Below are 21,761 nucleotides of genomic sequence, written 5' to 3'. Positions count from 1 at the left end.
ATTATTTTTGTACCTTTGCACTTTCTAACGAATACTCTAATATTACCTACGATGAAGAAATTATATACAACTTTAGTTTGCTTGCTACTGATTTTGGGTTGTAAGGACGATAAAGACGAAACACTCCCTTTGAGCGCTGAAAAAAACATACTTTCGTTTGTCTTTACGCTTAACGATACCCCTTATAGTGCCACTATCAGTGGGACGACTATCAGCGCACAGTTACCTGCCGATACCTCGCTAACTACCCTCACGCCTACTATTAGCATTTCAAAAGGCGCGACTATAAGCCCTAACACAGGGATAGCTCAAGACTTTTCTAAAGAAGTAAGTTACACCGTAACTGCCGAAAACAAGAGTACCAAAACGTATAAGGTGATGGTAACCAAGAAGGAAAAAGACGATGGAAAAGATGACGATAACGACGGCAAAGACGATGATAACAATGGCAAAGATGATGACAATAATGGTAATGACAATGGTACAAAAAGCTCAGAAGCCGAAATATTAGCTATTACCTTTACCAATATTGATTATCCTGAAGATGTGACTGTACTTGACAAAGGAGAAACTTATATAAAATTAGAAGTCCCTGAGGGTACTAATATAAAAGCGCTAACTTCAAGCATTACCATTTCAGAAAGAGCTACGATAGAACCTAAATCAGGAGCTACTTTAGATTACTCTCAAGGAGTTCGCTATACTATAACAGCCGAAGACAAAACAGAAAAAATATTTTATGTGATTGTAGAAGAAGGATACAATTCTTTTGAGAAAAGTTTCGAACTTCTTACTAAAAACACTGAATACCTAAAAGGTGGCGATGTTATCTCTATCGAAGTTGGAAGGCTGAAACCAAGACATAAAAATATAAAAGCTTATATTAGTTATAATAACAAATCAAAAGTAGAGGCTAAAATTAAAAATATAGATTATAATAAAAAGCTAATAGATGTTGTTTTACCCAACACATACACAAATGGAGCCTATGAGATTAAAATAAAGGTTAGTGATGGCAAAAAGGAAAACGAAGGATCTGTTTATTTTTTTCTAAATCAAGGAACACCTTTTTTTAAAGGAGTTTTATCTGAATCAGGGATACCTCGTCAAAGGGTATTACTTCCAAATGAAGAGTTTACAGCAGGTGTTTATATTAATCCGAAAGATAAAGAAAACTATAGTTTTTATTTGCACAAGAATGGTCAAGATTATTCTCTTATAGTAAAAAAAATAGATACTTACTATAATACGATTAGATTTGAAACTCCTAAAAAACCTACAACACCTTTGGAGAGTGGTTCTGATTTTCAATTTGTTATAAAATATCAAGGGAAAGAGTATGTATATCCTTTTAGGATTTATGTTCAAATAGCCGATATTCCAACTAAACTAGAATTAGATAATTACTCTCTCAAAAAAGGAGAAGAATTTACTGTGTATGCAGAATGTGTGGGTATTCGATACCAAGATAAACATACACCTCTTCCTAAACTCAAATTAATAAAAGAAGATGGTAGTTTCAAATATATTGAAGCTCTACGATTCCCTGAAAAAGGAATTCTATCCTTTTATGCGCCCTTTAAAATCCCAAAAGACTTTGAATCTGGTAAATACAAATGGACAGTTACTAATTTCGTAGGAGAATCAGCAGTAGCTGATAAAATGATTACTATCGAAGGCGCTACAACCCCAGTTGCTCCTTCACACCTAAAAGTTACTAAAGCTGAAATCGTAGATAAGAGTGCGAGGTTCTTTCCTAAGCAAGTGTATATCACTTTCAATGAAGCTATAGGTAATGCTAAATTAAAGGCTATTGTGTTTCCTAATCTGAAAATAGAAAATATGATTACCTATAAAAGTGCCGTAACCTCTTCTCGCTTATCAGATAATGACTATAACTATTTAATGAACAACCTCCCCAAAGGTTATGTACTCATTGAAGAAAACGGCAAGGAATACCAAGCTGAGTTTTCTTTAGTAAAAGGAAACTAACAACTAACCTCCTAAGAACTAACGTCTAAAATATATATGAAGCCCATTGAACGAGCGGCACGCCTTTTTGCCGATATCAACGAACTGCTAATTTCCAGTGGTGCCAATACCCGTAGGGTAGAACGCAATGTAGAACGCATCTCTAATGCACTGAACTACCATTGCGAGAACTTCTATTCGCATTCGGCTATCGTGCTAACAATACAGGACAAAAGCACAGGCGAAAAAGAAACTATCGTGCGCTCTATCCCGCATCACGGAGTGAATTTCAGTGCGATTTCCGATATTAGTATTCTATCGTGGGAGGCTATCGAAAAGAAACTCCCTATTGAGGAAATCGAAGAGCAGGTAGCTACCATCAAGGCACGCCCACATTACAATATGTATGTAATGTGGTTCTTCGTATCAATAGCAGGAGGCTCATTAGCCTACGTATTTGGCAAAGAAAACGCAAGTTATGCCGAGTTCGCTATGTCGTTTCTCGCTACTTTATTAGGGTTAGCAGGCAGACGTATTTTGCAGTTGCGCAAGTTCAACGTGTATATCTGTTGGGGTTGGGCTGCTTTCGTATCGGTGGCTGTGATGAGCATCTTCCGCTTGCTTGGCGTACAAGACTATCACAATGCCTTGGCAGCTTGTGTATTGTGGTTAGTGCCTGGGGTACCTCTTATCAATGGCTTTATCGATATGCTCTCAGGCTGTATTGTAGCAGGAATTGCTAAACTCACTCACGCTGCTATTTTAGTGTTTATGATTTCATTAGGTTTTTATTTAGCTTTACTATTATTCGGTTATGAACTTCCTTGATATATTTTTAGGTTTAGCAGAACGCATCTTTTGGTCGATGTGGATTTCTATCGGCTTTGCTTTATTGTTTAACACACCACGTCGTGCTTTATGGATAACAGGTGTATTAGGCGGTATAGGGTGGGGTATTAAGTTCCTTCTATTAGCAACCTTAATGCCCGAACAAATCGTGATTACTTCTTTTCTGGGAGCTTGTGTGGTAGGGCTCTTAGCGGTGTATTTCGCCCACCGTGTACACACACCTCCTATTGTGTTTACCATCCCCGCCGTAATTAATATGATTCCTGGTAAATACGGCTATGAGTTTATGATGAAAATCATACAAATAGTAACCGTTGAAACCCCACAAGACGAAACATTAGATTTACTCTACCAAACCTTTAAACTCGGTTTACAAACAGGCTTTATTACTATGTGCTTAGCCTTTGGGGTGATTGCTCCTATGCTGTTATTTAACACCTATTCGGTAAAAGGTAAAGACCTAAACGACCTCATCAAACGTCGCCTCTTGCGCAAGAAAGCTGAAGGCAATTTACCAAAGGAAGAAGTGGAGAATGAACCGATATAGTTAATTAATAATTGATAATTAAAAATGGAAAATATATTACAAAACATCGCCTTAGTACAACAACGTATTGCCAACACTTGTGAGCGCGTAGGTCGCAAGCCGGAGGAAGTAAAGCTCCTCTTGGCTACTAAAACGGTAACTCCTGAGCGCATCAAAGTAGCATTAAATGCAGGATATACGCTCATCGCCGAAAACAAAGTGCAAGAACTCAAGGAGAAGTATGAAGCGCTGAAAGACACTCCACATACCAATCATTTTATCGGTCATTTACAAACGAATAAGATAAAAGATATTTTGCGTTACGAGGTGAGTTGTGTAGAATCGGTAGACCGCCTCGATTTAGCCCAAAAACTCCACAACCGTTTGGAGAGTGAAGGTAAAGAACTCGATATCTTTATTCAGGTGAATACCTCTAACGAAGAAAGCAAGTTTGGTGCCGACCCCTCTGAGGTACTAAATCTTGTAAAGCAAGTGGCTACACTGCCTACCCTACATATCAAAGGACTGATGACTATCGGTCTGTTTAGTGCCGAAACCGAAAAGGTGCGCGCCTGCTTTAAACTCCTTAAACATCTCCAACAAGAGATTATTGCTCTCAACCTCCCTAATGTAGACCCCCGAGAACTCTCAATGGGAATGAGTGGCGACCTCGAAACCGCTATTGAAGAAGGTGCCACTATCGTGCGCGTTGGTACCGCTATCTTCGGTAAGCGCATCTACCCCGATAGCTACTATTGGAATGAAAAGTGAATTTTATCAAATAAATATCTAAAATTCAAATAATTATAGAATTAGTGTTAAGTACAGTGGTAAGTTTAACTACAAATTTTTTTACCCATCTGTTTTATGATAGCACGAACGAGGCTCTCGCTAATCTTAAATTGTTCAGATATGAAAGTGTAACGCTCCATCTTTGGGGCGTTGCTTTTTTGATATTCTTCGTAAATTTCCAAATCTCGAAATATCTCACACGCTACCCTGCCTCCGTGTTTGTAAACCAAACGCAGGTCGTTCTCCATTGGTTTTAACTTCTCGTATATATTCATTGTCATTCCCATTTATTAAGTTCACACCCCTTTTCGTCTTGTCGCAAAAGAGTAGAGAGCGGACAATTACACACCTTACACTTCATACCCTTAACTTCTTTCAGCGTATAATCTCTCATTAGCCTTTGGTATGTACCCATCTTAGCCATAGGACACTCTGCGCATATCTTTGCCCGCTCTTTTGCCTTTGCCTCCACTTCTGGGTCAGTAAATATGTAATTTTCCCAACCCTTTAATATTGCTTTTAACTTTATCATATACTTGCCGATTGTCGCGCACGTTCATTGTCGCTAATTCTCAAAATGCTATCGGTGAGCCCTGAGGTAGTGCCCATTGTTGCACCTTCATACGCTCCTTGCATTGAGCCTTCAAGGCTACCTGCACGAGCCCCCTCGAATGCTCCTTGTTGTGAGCCTTGAAAAGCCCCATGCATAGCACCCTCATACGCTCCCGTTTGCGTTCCTTGCATAGCGCCTTCTCTTACTGCCTTAGTGATTTCTGTATAATCAATCTTCATCTCGGGAAGTTGTTTAATCACACCGCCCGCTTGCATATACACAGGATTGTAATTACCATTACTTACACTTCTATTAATGGTCTCCAATAAAGGAAAGTACATAGCCGTTGCTCGCTTGTTCACAAGGTATTCGCCTCCCTCAGCCTCGAAGCCTCCACGTCCTGCAACGGTGAAAGGAATACCACCCTCATTGTGGCTCTTTCCTTTGAGAATACCTCCCTTCTCGTACTTCACGTTGGTTTCCATTATCTTCTTAACGTTTAGCATACCCGATACTACCGCAGCGCCAGCCGCTACCGCACCCAATGCCGGTCCTACAACTGGTATTCCCGCCATAGCAGAGTACGCTTTTTGCGCAGCGATATATGTATTAATGGTAGTTTCAGCAATCGCAGCCGCTTTTCCTAATGCTGTTTGCTCACCTACCAACCCCTTGATTTGTGAAAATACTGATTGAAAAGCTATAAGTTTAGCCTCTTCTACACTCTTATCAATCGCTATTTTCTTCTTGGCATAATCCTTACGAATACCCTCCAATGTTCGCTGGTATTGTTCGTCACTCAATTGTCCTGCTTCGTGCAACTCATCTGCTTTCTGAATAGCAAGAGTATTTTCATTCTCAAGTTGTGCGTATCTTATCTCATATTCACCCGCTCCTTCACTTTCCAATCTCGCAATACGCTCCTGAAAGTCTAACTCAGCATTTAGCGCCCTTTGTTCTTTCTCTTGCTCGTATGCTTGCTTCTTTAACTCCCTGCTTTGCTCATCATACCCTTGTCTTAGTTCTTGCAATTGTTGCTGATAAGCGTCCTCAGCGTTGTAATCCCAATCGTGTGCCTCCTGTTTGAGTTTTTTCTCTTTTTCTAACGCCTCGACTTTCTTCTGGTAAATTGCTTCTTGGCGGTCCTGCTCTTGCAGGATAAGTTCAGCAGTTAATCGTGTTTCGCTGTCAATCTTAGTTTTGTTTTGCAACTCGTATTGCTCTGCTTCCTTCTTTACCGCTTCAATAGAGAGGTCTGTACGTGTCTTTAAATACGCTTCCTCAATCTCTCGCTTCTGCTTTTCATACTCATTTTGCTTTATTAAGCCCTTAGATTTTTCTTTCTCCAATACCGCCAAGCGGTCCTGCATTCCCTTTTCCTCAATCTCTAAACGTTCCTGCAATGATTTAGCAACCGCCGAATTAGTCTTAACGTACTCTTCTACTGCTTCACGTTGTTGCTTTAATTCTTCTTGCATTCTTGCACGTGCTTTATCTGCTTGCTCTTTTGCCTCATCATTTCTCGCTCTGTTTACGCTGTTTATTACTTTATTCTGAGCGGTTTCTGCGTTTATCCTCTCTTTATTGTTGGCAATAAGTTCTGCTTTTTTTCTTGCCAACTCCGCCCTCTCTGCGTCGCTCGTATCGTTGCTTTTTTGTTGTAGTTCTATGCGTTCTATTTCCAACTTGTTACGCTCTATTGCTAATGCGTTTATCTGCTTCAAAGTCTCAACGGACGCCTTCGCCGCTTTCTCTCTCTCTTCTACACTCTTAGAAGTGTCCCTCGCTATTTGGTTTTGTTCTGCAAATAATTCTTTTAACGCCTCTGTCTTCTCTATATGCTCCGCCTCCGACTTTGCTAATTTTTGATTTATTTCCTCAATTCGCTGTCCACGTTTAAGTGCCTCGTCCATTGTGTCGCCAATACCTCCAACAATGCCCTTCATTTCCTTGCCTAATTCAGCATACTTAGCACGAGCCTCTCCTACTGCCTTACCCATCTCTTTACCCTTGTTCACTAAGTCCTGTGCGGGCTTCTTCACCTCTTCCCAAGCACCCTTAAAGTTTCCTGTGAGAATCTTCCCAAGTCCCTTAACTACGCCCACGACTTGCTTTATTGGTGTGATAAGGAATGTGCCTATAAACTCACCAACTTTCTTAATAGGCTCCCACGCCGCTTTAAAGGCTTCCACTAATACCTTACCCACTTGTTGCACTACTCCGAATAGCGTTTGAAAGAGCACCTTTAACGGTGTAAGTACCTTGTTCACCTTATTCGCTCCTTCTTGTGTGCTGGTGAAGTATGATATTAAAGAGCCTAATGCTACAATGAGCGCACCTATACCTGTGCTGATAATTGCACCACGTAGTATCTTCATACCAGTAGATACATTCCCCGTAGCCGTTGCAGTAGCATTGAGTACACCTGGCGCCATCTTGCCAGTCTGCACGAAGTTGGCAAACGGAGTCGCCAATGCAACAACATTCACCTTCAAAGAATTAAATGTATTAACAACGCTATTCATTGAAGTACCAAATGCTTGGTTATCCCCAACTGCATCTAATATCGCCTGCCGGTAATTACCCACGTCTACTTGATTATTACCGATACTCTTTTGTAATTCCTTATACTTCTTATCCTGCTCCTGAATAACCGCCAACAACTTACCGCCTACCTCAGCGTTGTTGCGCTCCTCCTCAGACAGTTGTTGATATATGTGTTTATTCTGAGAAAGTGCAGCACTCAATTCCTTAATTGAGCCTTTCATTGTGTTGTTAGAAGCCATCTGCTTAGCCTCTGTCGTAATGTGGTTCTTCACCAAAGTATCATACACACGCAACTCATCACTTTGCCCCCTCTGCTCTGCTGTTAGCAAGGTGAGCCTCTTCGTGTACTCTTCTATTGATATATTCCCCTTGGAGAAGTCGTCCTTTAAGGCTTTCATCTCGTTGCTGATATTAATCAACTTTTCGCGCACCTCAGCGCTCTTCGCAATGAGCGAATCCACATCAATATCTATCTGCGCTATATTTACCCTTTCCATATTCTAACTAATCTTTATCATTTCCACTTCTGTCACCGCTCCTGCCTTGTATTTTATTTTGTTTGGCAAAAAGTAGCCCCCAAGTTGCTCAACGTATATACGTGAGAAAAAAGAAAATTCGTATACATCTATTTCGTTTAAAGCAAATTCGGCAGTAACAATATAAGGGTGCTCCATTAACCGACGAAAATCTTTATAGTAGGTTTTTATGAGATTATCCCAATTAAAGTATGTAGCGCTTGCAAAAATGAAAGTATCGGTATTTTGTTTCTCCGCTTTTGCTTTGAGTTTAAATTCTACTCCTGAATAAGTAGTGAAAGAAGAGAAAATATGCCAGCGTGCTGTTTTTTCTTTATACTCAGTTTTGATGTTACCATTACTTTCTTTTTTTAATTCTTTTACAAAGAATTCCATATTCTCTATTCCCGCATTATCTCCTTTTAAAAATGTATAATCGTTCAACGGACTATAGAATTTACTTTGGAAATCTTTTCGCTCATCAAGCGATTCATCGTTAAAAAAAATTGCCGAATCTCGCTTTTCTTGTCTGTAAGCGTTCTCATCATCATATTTCTTATAAACGAAATTATTCTTTTTCCCGTATTTATTGTTGTGGTATTGTTCCTCTTTAACTTGTACTAATTTATTGCTCCAATCTAATTTTGGCGCATTTACTCTTTCATTTAAAGTATAAAAATAATAATCACCAGTTTTCCTATCTCTAATTGGAGTAAGAGAGAATATTCTAAAAACTTCCTTAAACAGGTCTGTTAATGCAAAATCGGTTAATAAAACATCTATATTATCATTACGTTTCACCTTTTCTATTCTAAATGTTATACCGTCATTGTATAACATACTATAAGCAGTATTATGATTTGATTCCGCTAAAGCATAATAAAATACTATATTTTCGCTTTTTTCTAAACTTAAAACTTTTTCTCTTTTAAATTCAGTTATTCCACTCTCTGGCACAAGTACATTCTCTACCTCATTATGTTTTGATGTAATTAACCCCACTTCAAGTTCTAAAATACCCGCATTGGGGTGCAAGTTATTAATTACTGTAGTAATCTTATATTCACCAGTCTCATTAATTTTGTATGGTTGCGCTCCCTTGTATGAGTATCTTAGTTTTATCTTGCCATTTTCATTGATAAAACCCATTGTAACTCCATTAGAATACCTCAATCCAAGATTAATACCTCCTCCCTCGTGAGTAGCCTCAAACGCTTCCCCCTCTGTACTATCATTATACTTTATATTAGAAGACGCTATATACGTGTCTAACCATATTTGACTTTTAAAAAAATCTCCTACAAAATTAAACCCGCTCATCTGCTGTATAAGCCTAAACACTCTATCTAATCTTATAGATAAAGGTGTATTTTCAAACTCATACTCAATTAAATATTCGCCACTACTATTTAAAGTAATAGCATCATCTCCATAATTGGCAATTAGATAAATCAATTCAGGAGTTGTTGTGCTATTATGTTGTGCAATGATATTTGTTATTGTACGATTAGCTGTATCGTCTAATAGTCCCTTAACTCCCTTTATATCTCTATTTTGCAAAAAAGTGTAGAGTTCTTTGCTGTTGTCTTTAAATTCAAAAATAAAATAGTTTCCTCGCTTTCCAATAAGTAAACCGTTTGCGCTTTGTACAATAGGAATACCATTAACATAGTAATCGACCTTGTGGGTCTTGTATGCTTCGACCTTGTCACTAAGGGGTTCGTTTGCAAATCCGAAAATAATATTATTGGTAGGGGTAGTAGGTAGGTATATAGTTTCTGAATACGACACTTCACGAGTGTCGAAATTAAACATATCATTTACCTGCAAAGTGTATGTAAACGGCTTTTGTTCTACATCTGCCTTTCTTCCATTAATAAATAACTCTATCATAATTGCGTAATTGTTTTAGGTTCTTGAAATTCTATTGTTACACTCAAAGGGTGTGTGTATTGGCTATTGTGTTTGAATTTTTGTGAACCCTCTACTATATTCACCCGTTCCCAATATTGAGGTTGAATGTCATCTACTTCTTTGCTTTTCCAAATATATATCTCGGGCGATACAAATAGCGATTTTATTTCCTCAAACTCATAATCAAGTACGGGTACTTCACTTGTAAGTGTCCACGTTTTCTTTGAGGTAGTTCCAAAAGGATAAAATGAATTGTATTTTAATCCTACATACGTGCGCCCTATTAAAGCGCTGCCTAATGATTTTGTTTTAACATCTTCGGTGTAATCTTGTGAGAATAGCCAATAACTCCAACCTCCGTATGTATTTCTCCAACGCAAGAATATACCGCATTCTTCTACTATTCTTGCTACCTCTTTTGTTTCAGATGTTCTTTCTTTGTTTTGCATTCTGAAAGGAACATTGCCTTGTATCTTTTCAATATACAAGTCTTTTTGAGGATAATCTTTGAAATAGGTTGTTTTCTTACATTCGCCTAATCTTGAATTTTCGGTTATCGAAATAGTAGATGGTATAATGAATAACGAACCATTAGCAATATTACCTTTTGATGAGTCTATTTTTAGACTAACAATTTTAAAATTATCGCTCAAAAAAGAATCTTTTTTTAAGTCAAACATTGATTTAAAAAGACTTGGCAAGAACAAATCAACTCCCTTATTTTCTCTGTATGATATATTGATAACAAAATCTTTTCTATCGCTTGAAGATACTGTTACTCTCAAATTTGTGTTATTTTCCAAACTCCATTCGCCTGTACCTGCTGAGATACTCTCTAATACAATAGCATCTTCGCTAAATGCTCCGTATGCAAAATTATTTTCTATTGTAAAACTCATTTTCCCATCTCATTTAAAAAGTTAATAATCTCACTTGTGAAAGTAGCCAAGTACTTATACCCTACCTTCTCCATTATCTGTTGTACCCTCTCGGGCGTTATCACAGCGTCAATAAAAGGCGGTTGTTCACCTCCTTTAAATCTCTTTGTGCCCTCTCGTGCTATCTTCTTGGCAATCGCCCACGCCAGCGAGGTAGTGCTCATCTTGTCCTTTATTGGTTCTAAACCTCTTGCCAATATCCAACGCTCAATGGCTTGTATAGGTGGCATTCTCCCCTCCTTGCGTCCGTGTTGCATATAATAGGTGTAATCCACTCCCGTAATCACACCACGCAACCCGCCGGTAGTAGCCGTAGCCTTTACTTCGAGCGTGTGCTCCCATAATCCACTTGCCCGCATACCAAGTTCTTCATACTTAGCGATTAGGTCAAGTTTTAAGGCTTCCAATTCCTCTTGTAATATCTTAACAGCCTCTTCCATTATTCACTACTAATTTGGAAGGTCACCAGCACGCCATCGAAGTTGTTATCATACAAGTTAATAACCTCAACCATTCGCCAGCCCTCAATTGTGTAATCACCACAAAAGGCTTTGGCAATTTTCATCACCTCTCTTTTGCAAGGTTTAATGTACTGCTCATACTTACCTTCTACTTGTTCGTTTTCGCTCTGTGAATTATACACCCTATCAAATTCCGAGTGTTTCAAAAGCATAAATCGCCCGTTATAGGTGTGCTTCGTTGGTTCGGCGTAATCATCAAACGTTACACTCTCTTCTAATGGGTCAAGAAAGAAGTAATAATCCTTACCAGCTTCTGTTTCCAAGTTGTGAAAATCCGAACGCCCATAATCAAAGTGCCAGCCGTTACTCGTTGCTATTTGTTGCAAAATCTCTTTCATTTTCAATAAAGGTTTTTATTATTTCTAAAACATTGGTATATGCTGAAAATTCACCATCAGAAAAGTTTTGTAAATGTTCAAACTCTTTTGCAACTTCTGGCGTAAAAGTAGCGTCCTCTCTTATTTTAGTGATAATTTTCTCTAATAACATTAATTCTTTCATATCTTACTTATTTATTATTAACTTCTGAAATCTATTCTGTATATTCGCTTGTGTTGCCCTATACCACAAGATATAATGCACTTCCAAGTAATTGAGTTCCTCAATGTCGTTGTATCTAAGAATATCACCACCGGCAAGGCTATCAATCATCGGCAAATCTCCGAACTGTTCTAATTCTTTAACTCCTGCTTGTTGTAGTTTAATGTCGTGTTCGGTAGGTTCGGTATTCCAATGCTCTTGTTCCATTCTCATTACCCTTTCTGCCTCCAAGGTGAGAAATCGCAAACAGCCATAAAAGCGAAATACATTCATTCGCAAAGGCTCCTCTTTGTATACCATTCGCACCACGTCTAATTTATCAATACTATCTAAGCTCATCGTTTGCCTCTTGATACTATTCACCTCGCCAAATGTCAATTCGGTAATGCTCTCTTTCACTCCGCGCGTGCGCTTCTTAAACCAACGCCTACGTGTATAGTTTGGTATTGGCTTTAATATTTTCAAAGCAGGCAAAAGTTCTTTCTGCTTTTCTTCGGACAATTGTAGAAATTCGTAAAGTGTCATCTTCTGAATATTGGTTTAAAAATTCGCTTAGGTTTCAAGTCAAAGTACTCACGCATTAGTAACATATCTCGGTAGTCAGGGCTTCTCCCTATGGCTTGCTTCACCGTATCTTTGTTAATTACTGATAACCTTTGCCCATCTTTATTGTCACTTTTGATTTGTTCGATTTCCTCAATTATCATCTCCTTGGTGCGCTCTGATACCTCAGCACTAATGTATATACCATTACTATTAATGCGCTCTGCTAACTTGTACAAGCATTGCGTCTGTAAATTCTTATAATTGGTAGGTTGCCCATTCTCTTCGAACGGTGTGCTATTATTCTTAAAGCCTACAATACCCGTGTTGTCTACCACTCCACCTCCTACACCGTCCTCATCGGCAATACAATTACCCTTGGGTATATTATACTTCATTCGTAGCGTGTTGATGAGTGCTTGTATCTCGGTAGTTGCCGAAGTTGCCAGTGTATATACTTCTATCAACTCCCAGCCTTGCCATACACCTATAACGCATAAGTCAGAGCCAAAGCGGGCAATATCGGCTGTTAGGTACGTCGTGCTTTCCTTGGGTAATTGGTCGTTATTGAATATCGCTAATATCTTATCGTAATCACACAATGAATTCGGGTCATCGTCGTATTCCCATAGCCCATTGAGTAGTCGTTGTTTCTCTGCGCCTCTTAGGGTATTCTCCAAGTTCTGAATGTATTCCTTGGGTAACATCTTATTATCATATGGCAGAGCCTGAATGAATGCCCTTCTCTTGTTGAGTGTACCCTCCTTGTAGGGGGTGTAAAATTCCTTATATAGAAAATTCTTGGAAGGGTTGGCGGTTATCAGTAATTTGCCCTTCAAATTATATTCTCTATTTTTCCATCTCCCTATTGATATTTTCAAGTTAGAATAACTATCATAATCGAACTCTCCGCCCTCTTCTATCCACCCACGGGTAAATTGCATTGACCCTAACCGTTGGTATTGTGGGTCGCTTGGTAAATACTTACAATCTAATAGCAATACTCGTGAGCTGTTATACAATTCAAAGTAATTATCCTGCCCGTTGTACTTCCACGCTTCTTGTGGTATGCCCCAGCCGTTGAGTACCTCGTGAATACTCGGTATAGTAAACCGCCTCAAATCATTCAATTGCTTGCGGGCAATGAAATACTGTGTACCTGCATACATTAGAGCGTCGGCTAATATCAATGAGCAACCTATGAATGATTTGCCACCGCCTTTTGCGCCACCATATAGCACCTCGTCAATATCATCATTAGCCCACGCTCTGCCGCATTCCTTTTGCTTGTCATTTCCGTTGCTGTTAAATTCAAGTACCACATTCTTCATTGCTACTTAATAATTATCCCTGTTACTTGGAAATTGTTAAAGTCTTTACCATCTTTTCCTGTGATTTCCTGTTTTTCACACCAATTATGCTTGTTAATTAGCACGAATTTGGTCATTGCGGCATTCAATCGGTCTGCTGTGCCGAATTTTTGCAATTTAAGTTCCTGAATTTTGTTTGCTTTTTCTAATAACTTGAAAAACGAAGGGAATTTACTCCTTAAATATGTTACTATTTCTGGATACAAGTCTTTTTCAATTATCAAAAATTCTTCATAGAATATATTCCCCTTATCATTACCTTCACTATCCTTCTCTTTTAGCCATTCAATAAGTTCACTACCTAATTGTAGTGCTCTTTCTTCTGTCCACTTTTCAGGAGGCTGGTATTCTGATGAGAATAATTTGCCATTAAGTCTTTTTATTTTATTGTTTTTGTTCTCTGTTTTCATATTGTATTTTTGTTTAAATGTTATTAATCCACTCCGTGTGGAATTCATAAAGGCTTTTGTTTTGAGTGAATGAATATTGTTCAATTCGTGAGTTATTGGATAGGTTGCCACTACCTTCAATTACATAGTATTTTTCATCTTGCGTTCTTACGCAAATTATCTTAGTGTGGTTGTTCTCTATTTTGATTTTGAAAGTGTTGCTCTCATATTGTTTCATTAGGTTATATGCATCAGGGCACAGTTTAGGAAATCCGTCATTAACTAATAGTGTTATATTAGTGATGAGTTTATTGTCTTTCAAATTCTTTAATTCCTGAATAACTTTTTTGCCAATGCGATAAAATGCGATGGTTAGGTCTGTTATTTTGTTCTTATGAAGTAATAATAAAATAAAATCAAACGAGTTAATATTCTTTCGTGTGACAATTCTGTAATCTTCATTATCGTTAGGAATGCCTGCTATTTGATTAATTTTATTTATTGCTTGAAAAAAAACAGTTTGATTTGACAAAACAATACTACCTGCTTTAAAGTTTGAGTTTTCAGTAACAAACTTATCAGCAAGTATTGATTTTGATTTTCTATTTTGTCGTATCGGTTTAAGCATATATAATTTAACAGTGTTTTTTGTATATAATTTTCTTAAATTATTGTATTTTGCTGTTTCTGTATTTGATTTTCAATAACTTGTTGAAACTCCTCAAACGAGTAGCATACAGCGTAAGTATGCCCTAATGCTATTGCTTTCTTCTGAAACTCTTTTTGGTTGTCAGTTTGGCGATTTCCTTTTACTTTCATCTCAATATACAGGCTCTTCCCTTGTGGAAGTAACACAACTAAGTCTGCTACCCCCGCTAATACCCCCTCTGTTTTGAGACGCTGCGCTTCACGCACATTGCGACTACCACCATTAGGGACGGCGTATATAACGAGGTTCGGATATTGGTGTCTGAACCAACGCACGCAAGCGGTTTGTAAGGTGCTTTCTTGAAGTTTCATAATCATTCAAATTTCGTAGTGCAAAGGTATAAAACATATTAAACAATTCCTAATATTTTTTGATATAATTATTTGGTAATCAGATACTTATTTGTATTTAAAGCTAAACAAAAATACTTGCAAAAATTCAAACGTTTGAATATCAAAACGCTCAAAAACAAAAAAGACGAGCAAATGCCCGTCTTGTTGGTGAAAAATATTTTGTTATATTTATAACATTTCTATTTTTTTGAGTTTTTCGAGGTAGAAATCACGAAGATTTGTAAATTCTTCTTCACTGAATTTTGCCCCTCTTAGGTTCATTCTCTTGTGTGTGGTAGTCGACTTGCTTTTGCCTATCGCACGTGCTACCTTGCTATCGGATATCTCCAATTGCTGAATGATGTATATTACTTTGTCGTGTGGTGTCATAATTATTCTTGTGTTATCATATTAGTATTATACCATTCCCACGCTTCATCTAAGAATTGTGTTTCAGAAATAGCAGGGGCTAATTCCCCTCCTGTTATCTTTACGTTATTCTGAATTATTATGAGTTTAAACTTCTCATATTCATTGAATACATATAACTTCTGAGGCTTATCCTTTAATTCTCTGTTAAGAACTATCTGCTGTGTACGCTCTCTAATTACCAATATCAGAGATAAGTAGAGGGGTGAGTAGATAAAGTGAAATTTATTAGGCAAATGCTCAGGCTCTGGCTGTAATGCCAATAAAAACTTTGGCATTTTAAATTCAAAAAGTTTGTTTTTGTCCATATTATTTTGTATTTTTGCACCCTCATTTCTAAGGGTGTTTAAATCGTTAGAATTGTTTTAATTTTACAAGTAAGCCCCTAACACTACATTAGGGGCTTTTTCTTTGTATTAACGATGAGAAATATCAATCATATAAAACTGCTCTTCACCGCCTTGACGGTCTGCTATGCCTACAATCTCTACTGTATAGGTCTCATCATATCGAGCATACCCCTCAAACTCTTCACCTTTAACGACGAACGTTTCGATTCGTTCGGGTGTATCTAACGCTCTTAACTCTAACCACTCATCACGGTCATCAATAGAGTCGTTGTACAGCTGTTCTGCTTCTTCGATACTATCTACATAATTGTAGTATCTGTAATTACGCTTGATGAAGTCTATTATTGCCTCATCGCTAATTGTTTCAGTGGTGAAGTTGTTGTCGTTCACCCATTCTTGTAAGCCTAATGTTTTGTCTGTTGTTGTCATTTTTTTTCTAATGTTTAATTGTTAATATTAATGTTAATTTTACAAGTTTACAAATTCGGTCGCACTCTCTAAGGTGAACTTCTTAGAGTAGTACTCTTTAGAATACTTTTTGTTTTTCTTTACAAAAGCGTAATAATCTTTCAAAAGTTTTTTGCTTGATTTCACAAAATCTAATACTTCTTGGCTTGCTTCTTTGTTAGCGTTCAATTTTGCTTTACTTGCTTCTGCTTTGGCTTCTGCTCTTCTTTCTCTTACTTCTAATTCTGCTTGTAACTTAGCAACGTATTCAGCATTCTTCTGTAATTCGTAAGCTATTACCCACATTTGTTTTTCAGTGAAAAAATCTTTAAGATTGCTTGTTAAGATTTTGAATGCCAAAGAATCATTAGATACATAATCAATTAACTTTCTTCTGCTGTAAGCTGCTGCTTGACGACTACTTTCTTCTACGAAATCACCTATTGAGCTGATAGTTGATACGTTTGGGTTGATGTAAGAAGCTTCGTTGTAGATGTCTTTAATTGTAACTTTCATTTTCTTTGAGTTTTTAATGTTAATAATTGTTCTTGTTTTAATTTTACACGACAAAGATACGGCAACTTTTTTGATTGTACAACTTTTTTGCGTACTTTTTTACATTTATTTTGTTATATCTGTAACAAAAGCGTATAACTGTTATATAATCAGCATTTTACGTATAATATTTTTTTGCAAAAAAAAGACAAAGAACTAAAAAATGTCTTTGCCTCTCGTTTTTGTTGTTAATCTGTATCTATTATTATGCCTATTACTAACGTAATTAATGGTAGCCAAATTAAAATTAGTCCACCTCTTGGAGTGCTCCCCCATTCTCTGAAATCAAATTCTGCTGAAATAAAAGCGAACATCAGATACAGTAGCACGAATATTATTATCGGCGCTATTATACACAATAATACTTTGTTATTCCTGTTCTTCATTAATCAAATCGTTTAATGTTATTGCCAAATTCCTTATGTACTTCAATTAGCTTCATCACCAGCCCTTCTCGTGCTTTCTCGTACTTCTTCGCAAAATAGCTAAACGTGTGCCCCTCCTTAATATCCAAGTGGTAGAATGCGCATTGCGTACCAATGTTAATATCCTTGAAGGTAATCTTGTAGCCTTTCGCTCTGAACCAAGCGAGGGTGTCGTCCCAAGTGGGGGCAGATACGTATAAATCTCTCTTATTGTTGTTCAATTCATCAATTAGGTATGAATAAATATAAGTCGTATTCTTATAATCTACTCCTCCTATATTTATTTCATCATCTATTGTATTTAAACATAAGGAGAAATCATTATTATTATTCTTCTTATAAAAGAAAGAACAAGGGCAATCAAATCCTATTTCTTTAAGTTCTTTGGCTATCTCTGATGTGACGAGCCAAGTAGGGTAGTTGTTATTATTCATCTTTGATAAATTTACCGTTAATAATTTTGCCTTTTCTGTTTTTGATTTCGTTGTAAGCGAGGTTCAGACAGGCTTCTAAGGTTGTGCCTTCTAATTCAGTTACAAGGCGCAATTCGTTAAGCACGTCTGATATGTTATAAAAAGTGTAGGTTATTCCGTTTTTGCAAAAACTTACAATCTCATCAGTTATCATTTTAGCAACGTAAGAATTAGCATTAACTGCTGATATAGTTTTAGTTGTGACGCATTTTGTTTGTTTCAATGATATTTCATAAAGATTAACAAAATCTTCACCTATTAAATTACAATAGTTAATAAGGGTAACCATTACATCGCCTATGGCATCGCGTATGCCTATGCGGTCATTGTCATAACACGCTTTGATAAGTTCGCCGACTTCCTCGTGGGTTTTCAGGAGTTCATCAAAGGGGGTTAGCTCTTCGTAGATTTTTCTTTCTTTTGCCCACTCTTGGATAAGTGGAATGAGTTCTTGGATTGTTTTCATTGTTTAATCTTCTTCTTTATAATTTAACAATTCGGGGTTTTCATATTGGTTTCCAATAACTTCTGCACGTTGCAAACACGAACGCCAAGCGTGTTCAGAAAGGTTGAAATACCCATTAATGTTGCCTACATCTTTGGCATCGACACGACAGAATGCCATACATTCCTCTCGGTACACAATAAGGCTGTAATCTCCATAATCGTGGGCAAGAATGTCGCCCTCATAGATTTCAGTGCCGTTTTTGTCATACAGTCCTGTAAACTGTCCAATAGATGCTTTATCTACTTCATAGTCAATAAGGCTTGTTGTTTTCCTTATTTTATTTTCTTCACTTAAAAAGCCATAAACCCATTTATCTTGAACTAAGCAGTCCGTAAATCCTCTAAATTTTATTGTTCTCATTTGTTGATATTTTTAGTTATTAATTCTTCTCTCATTCCCATACAGTAGGAGCGGTAATTGATGTTGGACTCGTGTGTTAGCAGATAGTCGTACCATTGCAGTATTTTATCTTTGGGTTTATCGTGCTTCATATCGAAGTATATATCCTCGATGTTAAAGACGTAATCCGATAGGCATATAATTCCTATACCTACATCGTAATTGTCGAATTCAAATTGTAGGTCTTGCTTGTCGCAAAACTCCTTGATGAGATTACGTGCAGCGTACTCGAATAATTCTACTGCTTCTCGTTCTTGTGATAATTGTTTTTTCATTGTTTTGTAAATTTTAATCGTTTTGCTATCAATTCTACTATGTCCACTGTTACGGCATTACCAATAAGCTTGTAGCGTTGTGTTTTGGCTATTGGTTTTATTATGCCGTTGTAGTCGCCGTATTGTGTCCAATTGTCAGGAAATCCTTGCAGGCGTTCGCATTCTATTTCGGTAAGTCTTCTAATGCCTCCCAGTAGGTTATTTTCTTGAAAGGAGTTGCTCGATATTGTAGGGCAGACTTTAAGGTCTGCACCTTTGTTTTTTCCTCGTGAACGTTGCTTTATAATAAAGTCAGAATTGTGTCTTGTTAGAGCGGGACTTATTCCTTTTTCGTCAAAAACTCTATTTTGCTGATAGGGTTGCCTGCCGTTGGATTCCTTAGATGGATTAAGTTGTATTACGGGCATACCACTGCCATCTTCCCTTGCTCTTGCGGGGATAGTAGGGGCAATATTGCTTTTTACTTCTCTAAATCCCTTACCGTCGTTGTGAGTGCGGTAAGTACCTACTTGTATGTAAGTATCATTGCTCCCCATTTTGTGATAACGTGATGTTATTGTTCGTGCAGGTGAAGTTTTTATACTTGGAAATTCCCCATTTTCTTTCCTTGTCTCCCGTTTAAACAGTCTATCATCTTCTGTGATAGGAAATACTCCGCACTCACTTCGTCCTGCAAGATGTCCGATAAGATATATCCGCTCTCGATTTTGGGGTAATACCCAGCGTGTATTAAGCAATTGCCATTCAAGTCTATAACCCCCAATGTGGGTAAAGGCTTGGAGAATTGCCCAAAAGTCTGCGCCAGCATTGGAGCTGAAAGCTCCTTTAACGTTCTCCCAGATAAAAATACTTGGTCTGACGTTAGCAATGAGGGCAATTGCGTATTGGATAAGGCTACTTTTTGCGCCTGCGAGTCCGGCACGTTTCCCAGCAAGGCTGAAATCTTGGCAAGGCGAACCGAAAGTGATAATGTCAATTCCTGTAAAGTCTCCTCCGTGAAGAGTGGTAATATCTCCGATGTATTTTGCATTTGGAAAATTGTTTTTATAGTTTGCGATTGCGTGTTTATCTATTTCGCTGAAATAATGCTCGGTAAAATGGTAGCCTGCTCGCTGAAATCCGAGCGAAAAGCCACCAATACCGCTGAATAGGTCTATGAGTTTCATTGTTTTTTAGGTGTTAATAATTCTGAAAGCTCCTTGCCCTGCGTAATGAGGTAGTCGTAGAAGAATTTCAAAGTATCTTCCTTCTTAAAGCTCCTCAGTTTACCCTCAGGGTCGCTTATTCCCTTCTGATATTGTTCTAACAGTGCCTTAATAGCACTAAATTCCTTCTTATCCTTAGCCTTCGTCTGCTCTTGTCGAAGTCGCTTCTCAGTTTCCGCTCGCATTAATTGCTTGTCCTTCTCTGTAAGTGTAGCGAAGTAAGGTTGTAATATACCTCGCTGATAGAGTGCGTCGTATATAGGCACGGATATTATTGGCAACTTCTTTGTTTCCTTATATTCCTCAAAATGATTGATAAGCCAACTTAGCGATGAGGCTTCTGTTTCTTCCTCTGTCATCGTATTTTGTTTTTCGGGTAATTGTGAAATGTTAATATTATGCGCTCGCTGGGTGTCTTGCAACCACTGACGATATCTTCCCAAAACCTTGCAGACGTATGACACGTCAAAAAACTGATAGTGGTCGGTTACGTCACCAAATTCCCCGCTTCTGTCCATCTGAAAGGCTTTGTATATCTCCTGAAAAGAAAGTCCTGAAAAACGGCTAAAAACAGCGTTCCAAATTTCCTGCTTTTGTAAAGGGTCGATTTCTCCCTTAAGCCCTACAAGAGTAGCAATGCGAGTGAATACCATTCCGAATGTTGGGGCAATTACTTCGCGGTCAAGGTCTCTAAGTCGTGGGTATTCGTGCCCTTTCTTAGCTATTGCCAAAGGTGTGAGCTCCCCAGCCTTGCATATTATTTCTAATGTTATCGGCTGTTTGGCGACCGGCATAAAACCGTTGTTTATCGCTTGTAGATTGTTGCTGTTGTTCATTTGTAATGATTTTTCCATTTTCATCTAAGATTATTTGATTATTATTGGTCTGTTGAGGTATTTGGTCTGCTTGTAGCCAACTCGCCTCAAAGCCTCTCCATTGCTTCTGTACTACCCTTTCAAGGATAGCGTTCTTGTCTTGCCCTGTTTTTTTCACTTGCTCAATGAATGTTTTAAAGGCAATTTCGCTGTTTATGGCTTTTTTTGCCTTCCGTATTTTTAACCACTCATCTACAAGTTCGGAGGCAAAACCTTCCGCAAGCATTGCTTTTTTGAAATTGAAAGGAGGGGGGGCGGGCGCAACTTGGGGGGAGGTTTCTTTTTCAGCGTTTAAAGCCTCTTCTTTTTTTTCTTTCTCTCCAAAATTGACACACACGCTTTTTTGTTTCTTTTTTTCTAAAAAAGAAATATCATTAACATTATCATTTACATTTACATTAACATTAAGGGGGCTTTTGCTTTTTTTGCTTTTTTCAAAAACCAATTGGTTTTTTTGCTTTTCTTTGCTTTCTTCTAAGTCTTTGTTTTTCAGCGGCCTACCTCCTTTTACTCCTGCCTCTTTTCTCTTTTCTTTAATTGATATATACTTTTGTGTATCCCTATCAATTGTTTGCTTTACAAATCCGAATGCTACTTTTGCAAGTGGTTTTAGTTCAATCAAGTTACCGTATATGGCATATTCCGCAATAGCCTGATAAACTTCCAACTGAACCTCACTTGGCAAATCCCGAATAACATTCAACCAATCCTTGTAAAACACAAATGTATCTCGTTCCATAGTGTAGGTATTTTATTCTTAAAAACACCCCCTCACCCTCGACAAGCAAGGAGGTGAAAAATGAATGAGTTA

28 protein-coding genes are annotated in these 21,761 nt (G+C 37.8%); 4 read left to right on the top strand and 24 right to left on the bottom strand.

Translation table 11 applies throughout. The annotated features are described in order from the left end of the window. The first annotated feature begins 51 nt into the window (after positions 1 to 51). From COCH_RS12395 to COCH_RS04560, 4 genes are read left to right on the top strand one after another with little or no spacing between them, the layout of a single operon-like run. Positions 52 to 1,992 carry a DUF5018 domain-containing protein gene (locus COCH_RS12395; RefSeq protein ID WP_015782140.1) on the top strand — a complete coding sequence of 647 codons (1,941 nt, stop codon included), beginning with the start codon at positions 52 to 54 and terminating at the stop codon, positions 1,990 to 1,992. 36 nt (positions 1,993 to 2,028) lie between these two features. Then, entirely contained in the window at positions 2,029 to 2,799 is a 771-nt protein-coding gene (locus tag COCH_RS04570; RefSeq protein WP_002674442.1) for a threonine/serine exporter family protein, read from the top strand. After that, on the top strand, positions 2,786 to 3,367 hold the full coding sequence (locus tag COCH_RS04565) for a threonine/serine exporter family protein (RefSeq protein WP_015782139.1): 582 nt from the start codon (positions 2,786 to 2,788) through the stop codon (positions 3,365 to 3,367). Before COCH_RS04570 ends, COCH_RS04565 begins: the two co-directional genes overlap by 14 nt. 24 nt (positions 3,368 to 3,391) lie before the next feature. Next, positions 3,392 to 4,117, top strand: a complete 726-nt coding sequence (locus COCH_RS04560) for a YggS family pyridoxal phosphate-dependent enzyme (RefSeq protein ID WP_015782138.1) — start codon at positions 3,392 to 3,394, stop codon at positions 4,115 to 4,117. A gap of 65 nt (positions 4,118 to 4,182) precedes the next feature. On the opposite strand, the gene COCH_RS04555 is transcribed toward COCH_RS04560, so the two are convergent. The 24 genes from COCH_RS04555 to COCH_RS04430 form a co-directional block, all read right to left on the bottom strand. Beyond that, a complete protein-coding gene (locus COCH_RS04555) occupies positions 4,183 to 4,413 on the bottom strand; it encodes a hypothetical protein (RefSeq protein ID WP_223375702.1) in 231 nt (76 codons plus the stop codon). A 2-nt stretch (positions 4,414 to 4,415) separates the two neighbouring features. Then, positions 4,416 to 4,670: a hypothetical protein gene (locus COCH_RS04550; RefSeq protein WP_015782136.1), complete on the bottom strand. Its 255-nt coding sequence runs from the start codon at positions 4,668 to 4,670 to the stop codon at positions 4,416 to 4,418. Continuing rightward, the gene (locus COCH_RS04545) at positions 4,667 to 7,735 is read right to left on the bottom strand and encodes a hypothetical protein (RefSeq protein WP_015782135.1); all 3,069 of its coding nucleotides are present in this window, start codon (positions 7,733 to 7,735) and stop codon (positions 4,667 to 4,669) included. Before COCH_RS04545 ends, COCH_RS04550 begins: the two co-directional genes overlap by 4 nt. Positions 7,736 to 7,738: 3 nt before the next feature. Beyond that, entirely contained in the window at positions 7,739 to 9,646 is a 1,908-nt protein-coding gene (locus tag COCH_RS04540; RefSeq protein ID WP_015782134.1) for a hypothetical protein, read from the bottom strand. After that, positions 9,643 to 10,566 carry a hypothetical protein gene (locus COCH_RS04535; protein WP_015782133.1) on the bottom strand — a complete coding sequence of 308 codons (924 nt, stop codon included), beginning with the start codon at positions 10,564 to 10,566 and terminating at the stop codon, positions 9,643 to 9,645. The genes COCH_RS04540 and COCH_RS04535 overlap by 4 nt, the downstream gene beginning before the upstream one ends. Next, a complete protein-coding gene (locus tag COCH_RS04530) occupies positions 10,563 to 11,045 on the bottom strand; it encodes a hypothetical protein (protein ID WP_015782132.1) in 483 nt (160 codons plus the stop codon). The genes COCH_RS04535 and COCH_RS04530 overlap by 4 nt, the downstream gene beginning before the upstream one ends. Continuing rightward, positions 11,045 to 11,464 carry a hypothetical protein gene (locus tag COCH_RS04525; protein ID WP_015782131.1) on the bottom strand — a complete coding sequence of 140 codons (420 nt, stop codon included), beginning with the start codon at positions 11,462 to 11,464 and terminating at the stop codon, positions 11,045 to 11,047. Before COCH_RS04525 ends, COCH_RS04530 begins: the two co-directional genes overlap by 1 nt. Next, positions 11,430 to 11,627, bottom strand: a complete 198-nt coding sequence (locus tag COCH_RS04520) for a hypothetical protein (RefSeq protein ID WP_015782130.1) — start codon at positions 11,625 to 11,627, stop codon at positions 11,430 to 11,432. The genes COCH_RS04525 and COCH_RS04520 overlap by 35 nt, the downstream gene beginning before the upstream one ends. Before the next feature lie 3 nt (positions 11,628 to 11,630). Then, positions 11,631 to 12,191 (bottom strand): hypothetical protein, encoded by a 561-nt coding sequence (locus COCH_RS04515; protein ID WP_015782129.1) that lies wholly within the window; start codon positions 12,189 to 12,191, stop codon positions 11,631 to 11,633. Continuing rightward, positions 12,188 to 13,540, bottom strand: a complete 1,353-nt coding sequence (locus COCH_RS04510) for a phage terminase large subunit (protein WP_015782128.1) — start codon at positions 13,538 to 13,540, stop codon at positions 12,188 to 12,190. Before COCH_RS04510 ends, COCH_RS04515 begins: the two co-directional genes overlap by 4 nt. Positions 13,541 to 13,542: 2 nt before the next feature. Beyond that, the gene (locus tag COCH_RS04505; protein WP_015782127.1) at positions 13,543 to 13,989 is read right to left on the bottom strand and encodes a hypothetical protein; all 447 of its coding nucleotides are present in this window, start codon (positions 13,987 to 13,989) and stop codon (positions 13,543 to 13,545) included. Between the two features lie 13 nt (positions 13,990 to 14,002). Continuing rightward, positions 14,003 to 14,596 carry a hypothetical protein gene (locus COCH_RS04500; RefSeq protein ID WP_015782126.1) on the bottom strand — a complete coding sequence of 198 codons (594 nt, stop codon included), beginning with the start codon at positions 14,594 to 14,596 and terminating at the stop codon, positions 14,003 to 14,005. Between the two features lie 35 nt (positions 14,597 to 14,631). Then, positions 14,632 to 14,988, bottom strand: coding sequence for a VRR-NUC domain-containing protein (locus COCH_RS04495; protein WP_041546688.1), 357 nt, complete (start codon positions 14,986 to 14,988; stop codon positions 14,632 to 14,634). Positions 14,989 to 15,198: 210 nt separating this feature from the next. Continuing rightward, on the bottom strand, positions 15,199 to 15,399 hold the full coding sequence (locus COCH_RS04490; protein WP_015782124.1) for a hypothetical protein: 201 nt from the start codon (positions 15,397 to 15,399) through the stop codon (positions 15,199 to 15,201). A 2-nt stretch (positions 15,400 to 15,401) separates the two neighbouring features. Then, a complete protein-coding gene (locus tag COCH_RS04485; RefSeq protein ID WP_143713219.1) occupies positions 15,402 to 15,716 on the bottom strand; it encodes a hypothetical protein in 315 nt (104 codons plus the stop codon). Positions 15,717 to 15,854: 138 nt separating this feature from the next. Beyond that, the gene (locus tag COCH_RS04480) at positions 15,855 to 16,217 is read right to left on the bottom strand and encodes a hypothetical protein (RefSeq protein ID WP_015782122.1); all 363 of its coding nucleotides are present in this window, start codon (positions 16,215 to 16,217) and stop codon (positions 15,855 to 15,857) included. A 39-nt stretch (positions 16,218 to 16,256) separates the two neighbouring features. Continuing rightward, on the bottom strand, positions 16,257 to 16,751 hold the full coding sequence (locus COCH_RS04475) for a hypothetical protein (protein WP_015782121.1): 495 nt from the start codon (positions 16,749 to 16,751) through the stop codon (positions 16,257 to 16,259). A gap of 424 nt (positions 16,752 to 17,175) precedes the next feature. Next, positions 17,176 to 17,649: a hypothetical protein gene (locus COCH_RS04465; protein WP_015782119.1), complete on the bottom strand. Its 474-nt coding sequence runs from the start codon at positions 17,647 to 17,649 to the stop codon at positions 17,176 to 17,178. Next, positions 17,642 to 18,154 carry a MazG-like family protein gene (locus COCH_RS04460; protein ID WP_015782118.1) on the bottom strand — a complete coding sequence of 171 codons (513 nt, stop codon included), beginning with the start codon at positions 18,152 to 18,154 and terminating at the stop codon, positions 17,642 to 17,644. The genes COCH_RS04465 and COCH_RS04460 overlap by 8 nt, the downstream gene beginning before the upstream one ends. A 3-nt stretch (positions 18,155 to 18,157) precedes the next feature. Next, positions 18,158 to 18,556 carry a YopX family protein gene (locus COCH_RS04455; protein WP_015782117.1) on the bottom strand — a complete coding sequence of 133 codons (399 nt, stop codon included), beginning with the start codon at positions 18,554 to 18,556 and terminating at the stop codon, positions 18,158 to 18,160. Next, positions 18,553 to 18,870, bottom strand: a complete 318-nt coding sequence (locus COCH_RS04445) for a hypothetical protein (protein WP_015782116.1) — start codon at positions 18,868 to 18,870, stop codon at positions 18,553 to 18,555. The genes COCH_RS04455 and COCH_RS04445 overlap by 4 nt, the downstream gene beginning before the upstream one ends. Continuing rightward, on the bottom strand, positions 18,867 to 20,036 hold the full coding sequence (locus tag COCH_RS04440; RefSeq protein WP_015782115.1) for a DNA cytosine methyltransferase: 1,170 nt from the start codon (positions 20,034 to 20,036) through the stop codon (positions 18,867 to 18,869). The genes COCH_RS04445 and COCH_RS04440 overlap by 4 nt, the downstream gene beginning before the upstream one ends. Next, entirely contained in the window at positions 20,033 to 20,869 is an 837-nt protein-coding gene (locus tag COCH_RS04435; RefSeq protein WP_223375733.1) for a hypothetical protein, read from the bottom strand. Before COCH_RS04435 ends, COCH_RS04440 begins: the two co-directional genes overlap by 4 nt. Then, positions 20,793 to 21,689 (bottom strand): DUF6291 domain-containing protein, encoded by an 897-nt coding sequence (locus COCH_RS04430; protein WP_015782113.1) that lies wholly within the window; start codon positions 21,687 to 21,689, stop codon positions 20,793 to 20,795. The genes COCH_RS04435 and COCH_RS04430 overlap by 77 nt, the downstream gene beginning before the upstream one ends. Positions 21,690 to 21,761: the final 72 nt, after the last annotated feature.

This window comes from Capnocytophaga ochracea DSM 7271, from assembly GCF_000023285.1.
In the GTDB taxonomy this organism is placed as follows: domain Bacteria; phylum Bacteroidota; class Bacteroidia; order Flavobacteriales; family Flavobacteriaceae; genus Capnocytophaga; species Capnocytophaga ochracea.
The sequence above is the reverse complement of the archived record's forward strand: the minus strand, read 5'-3'. Positions and strand labels throughout refer to the sequence as shown.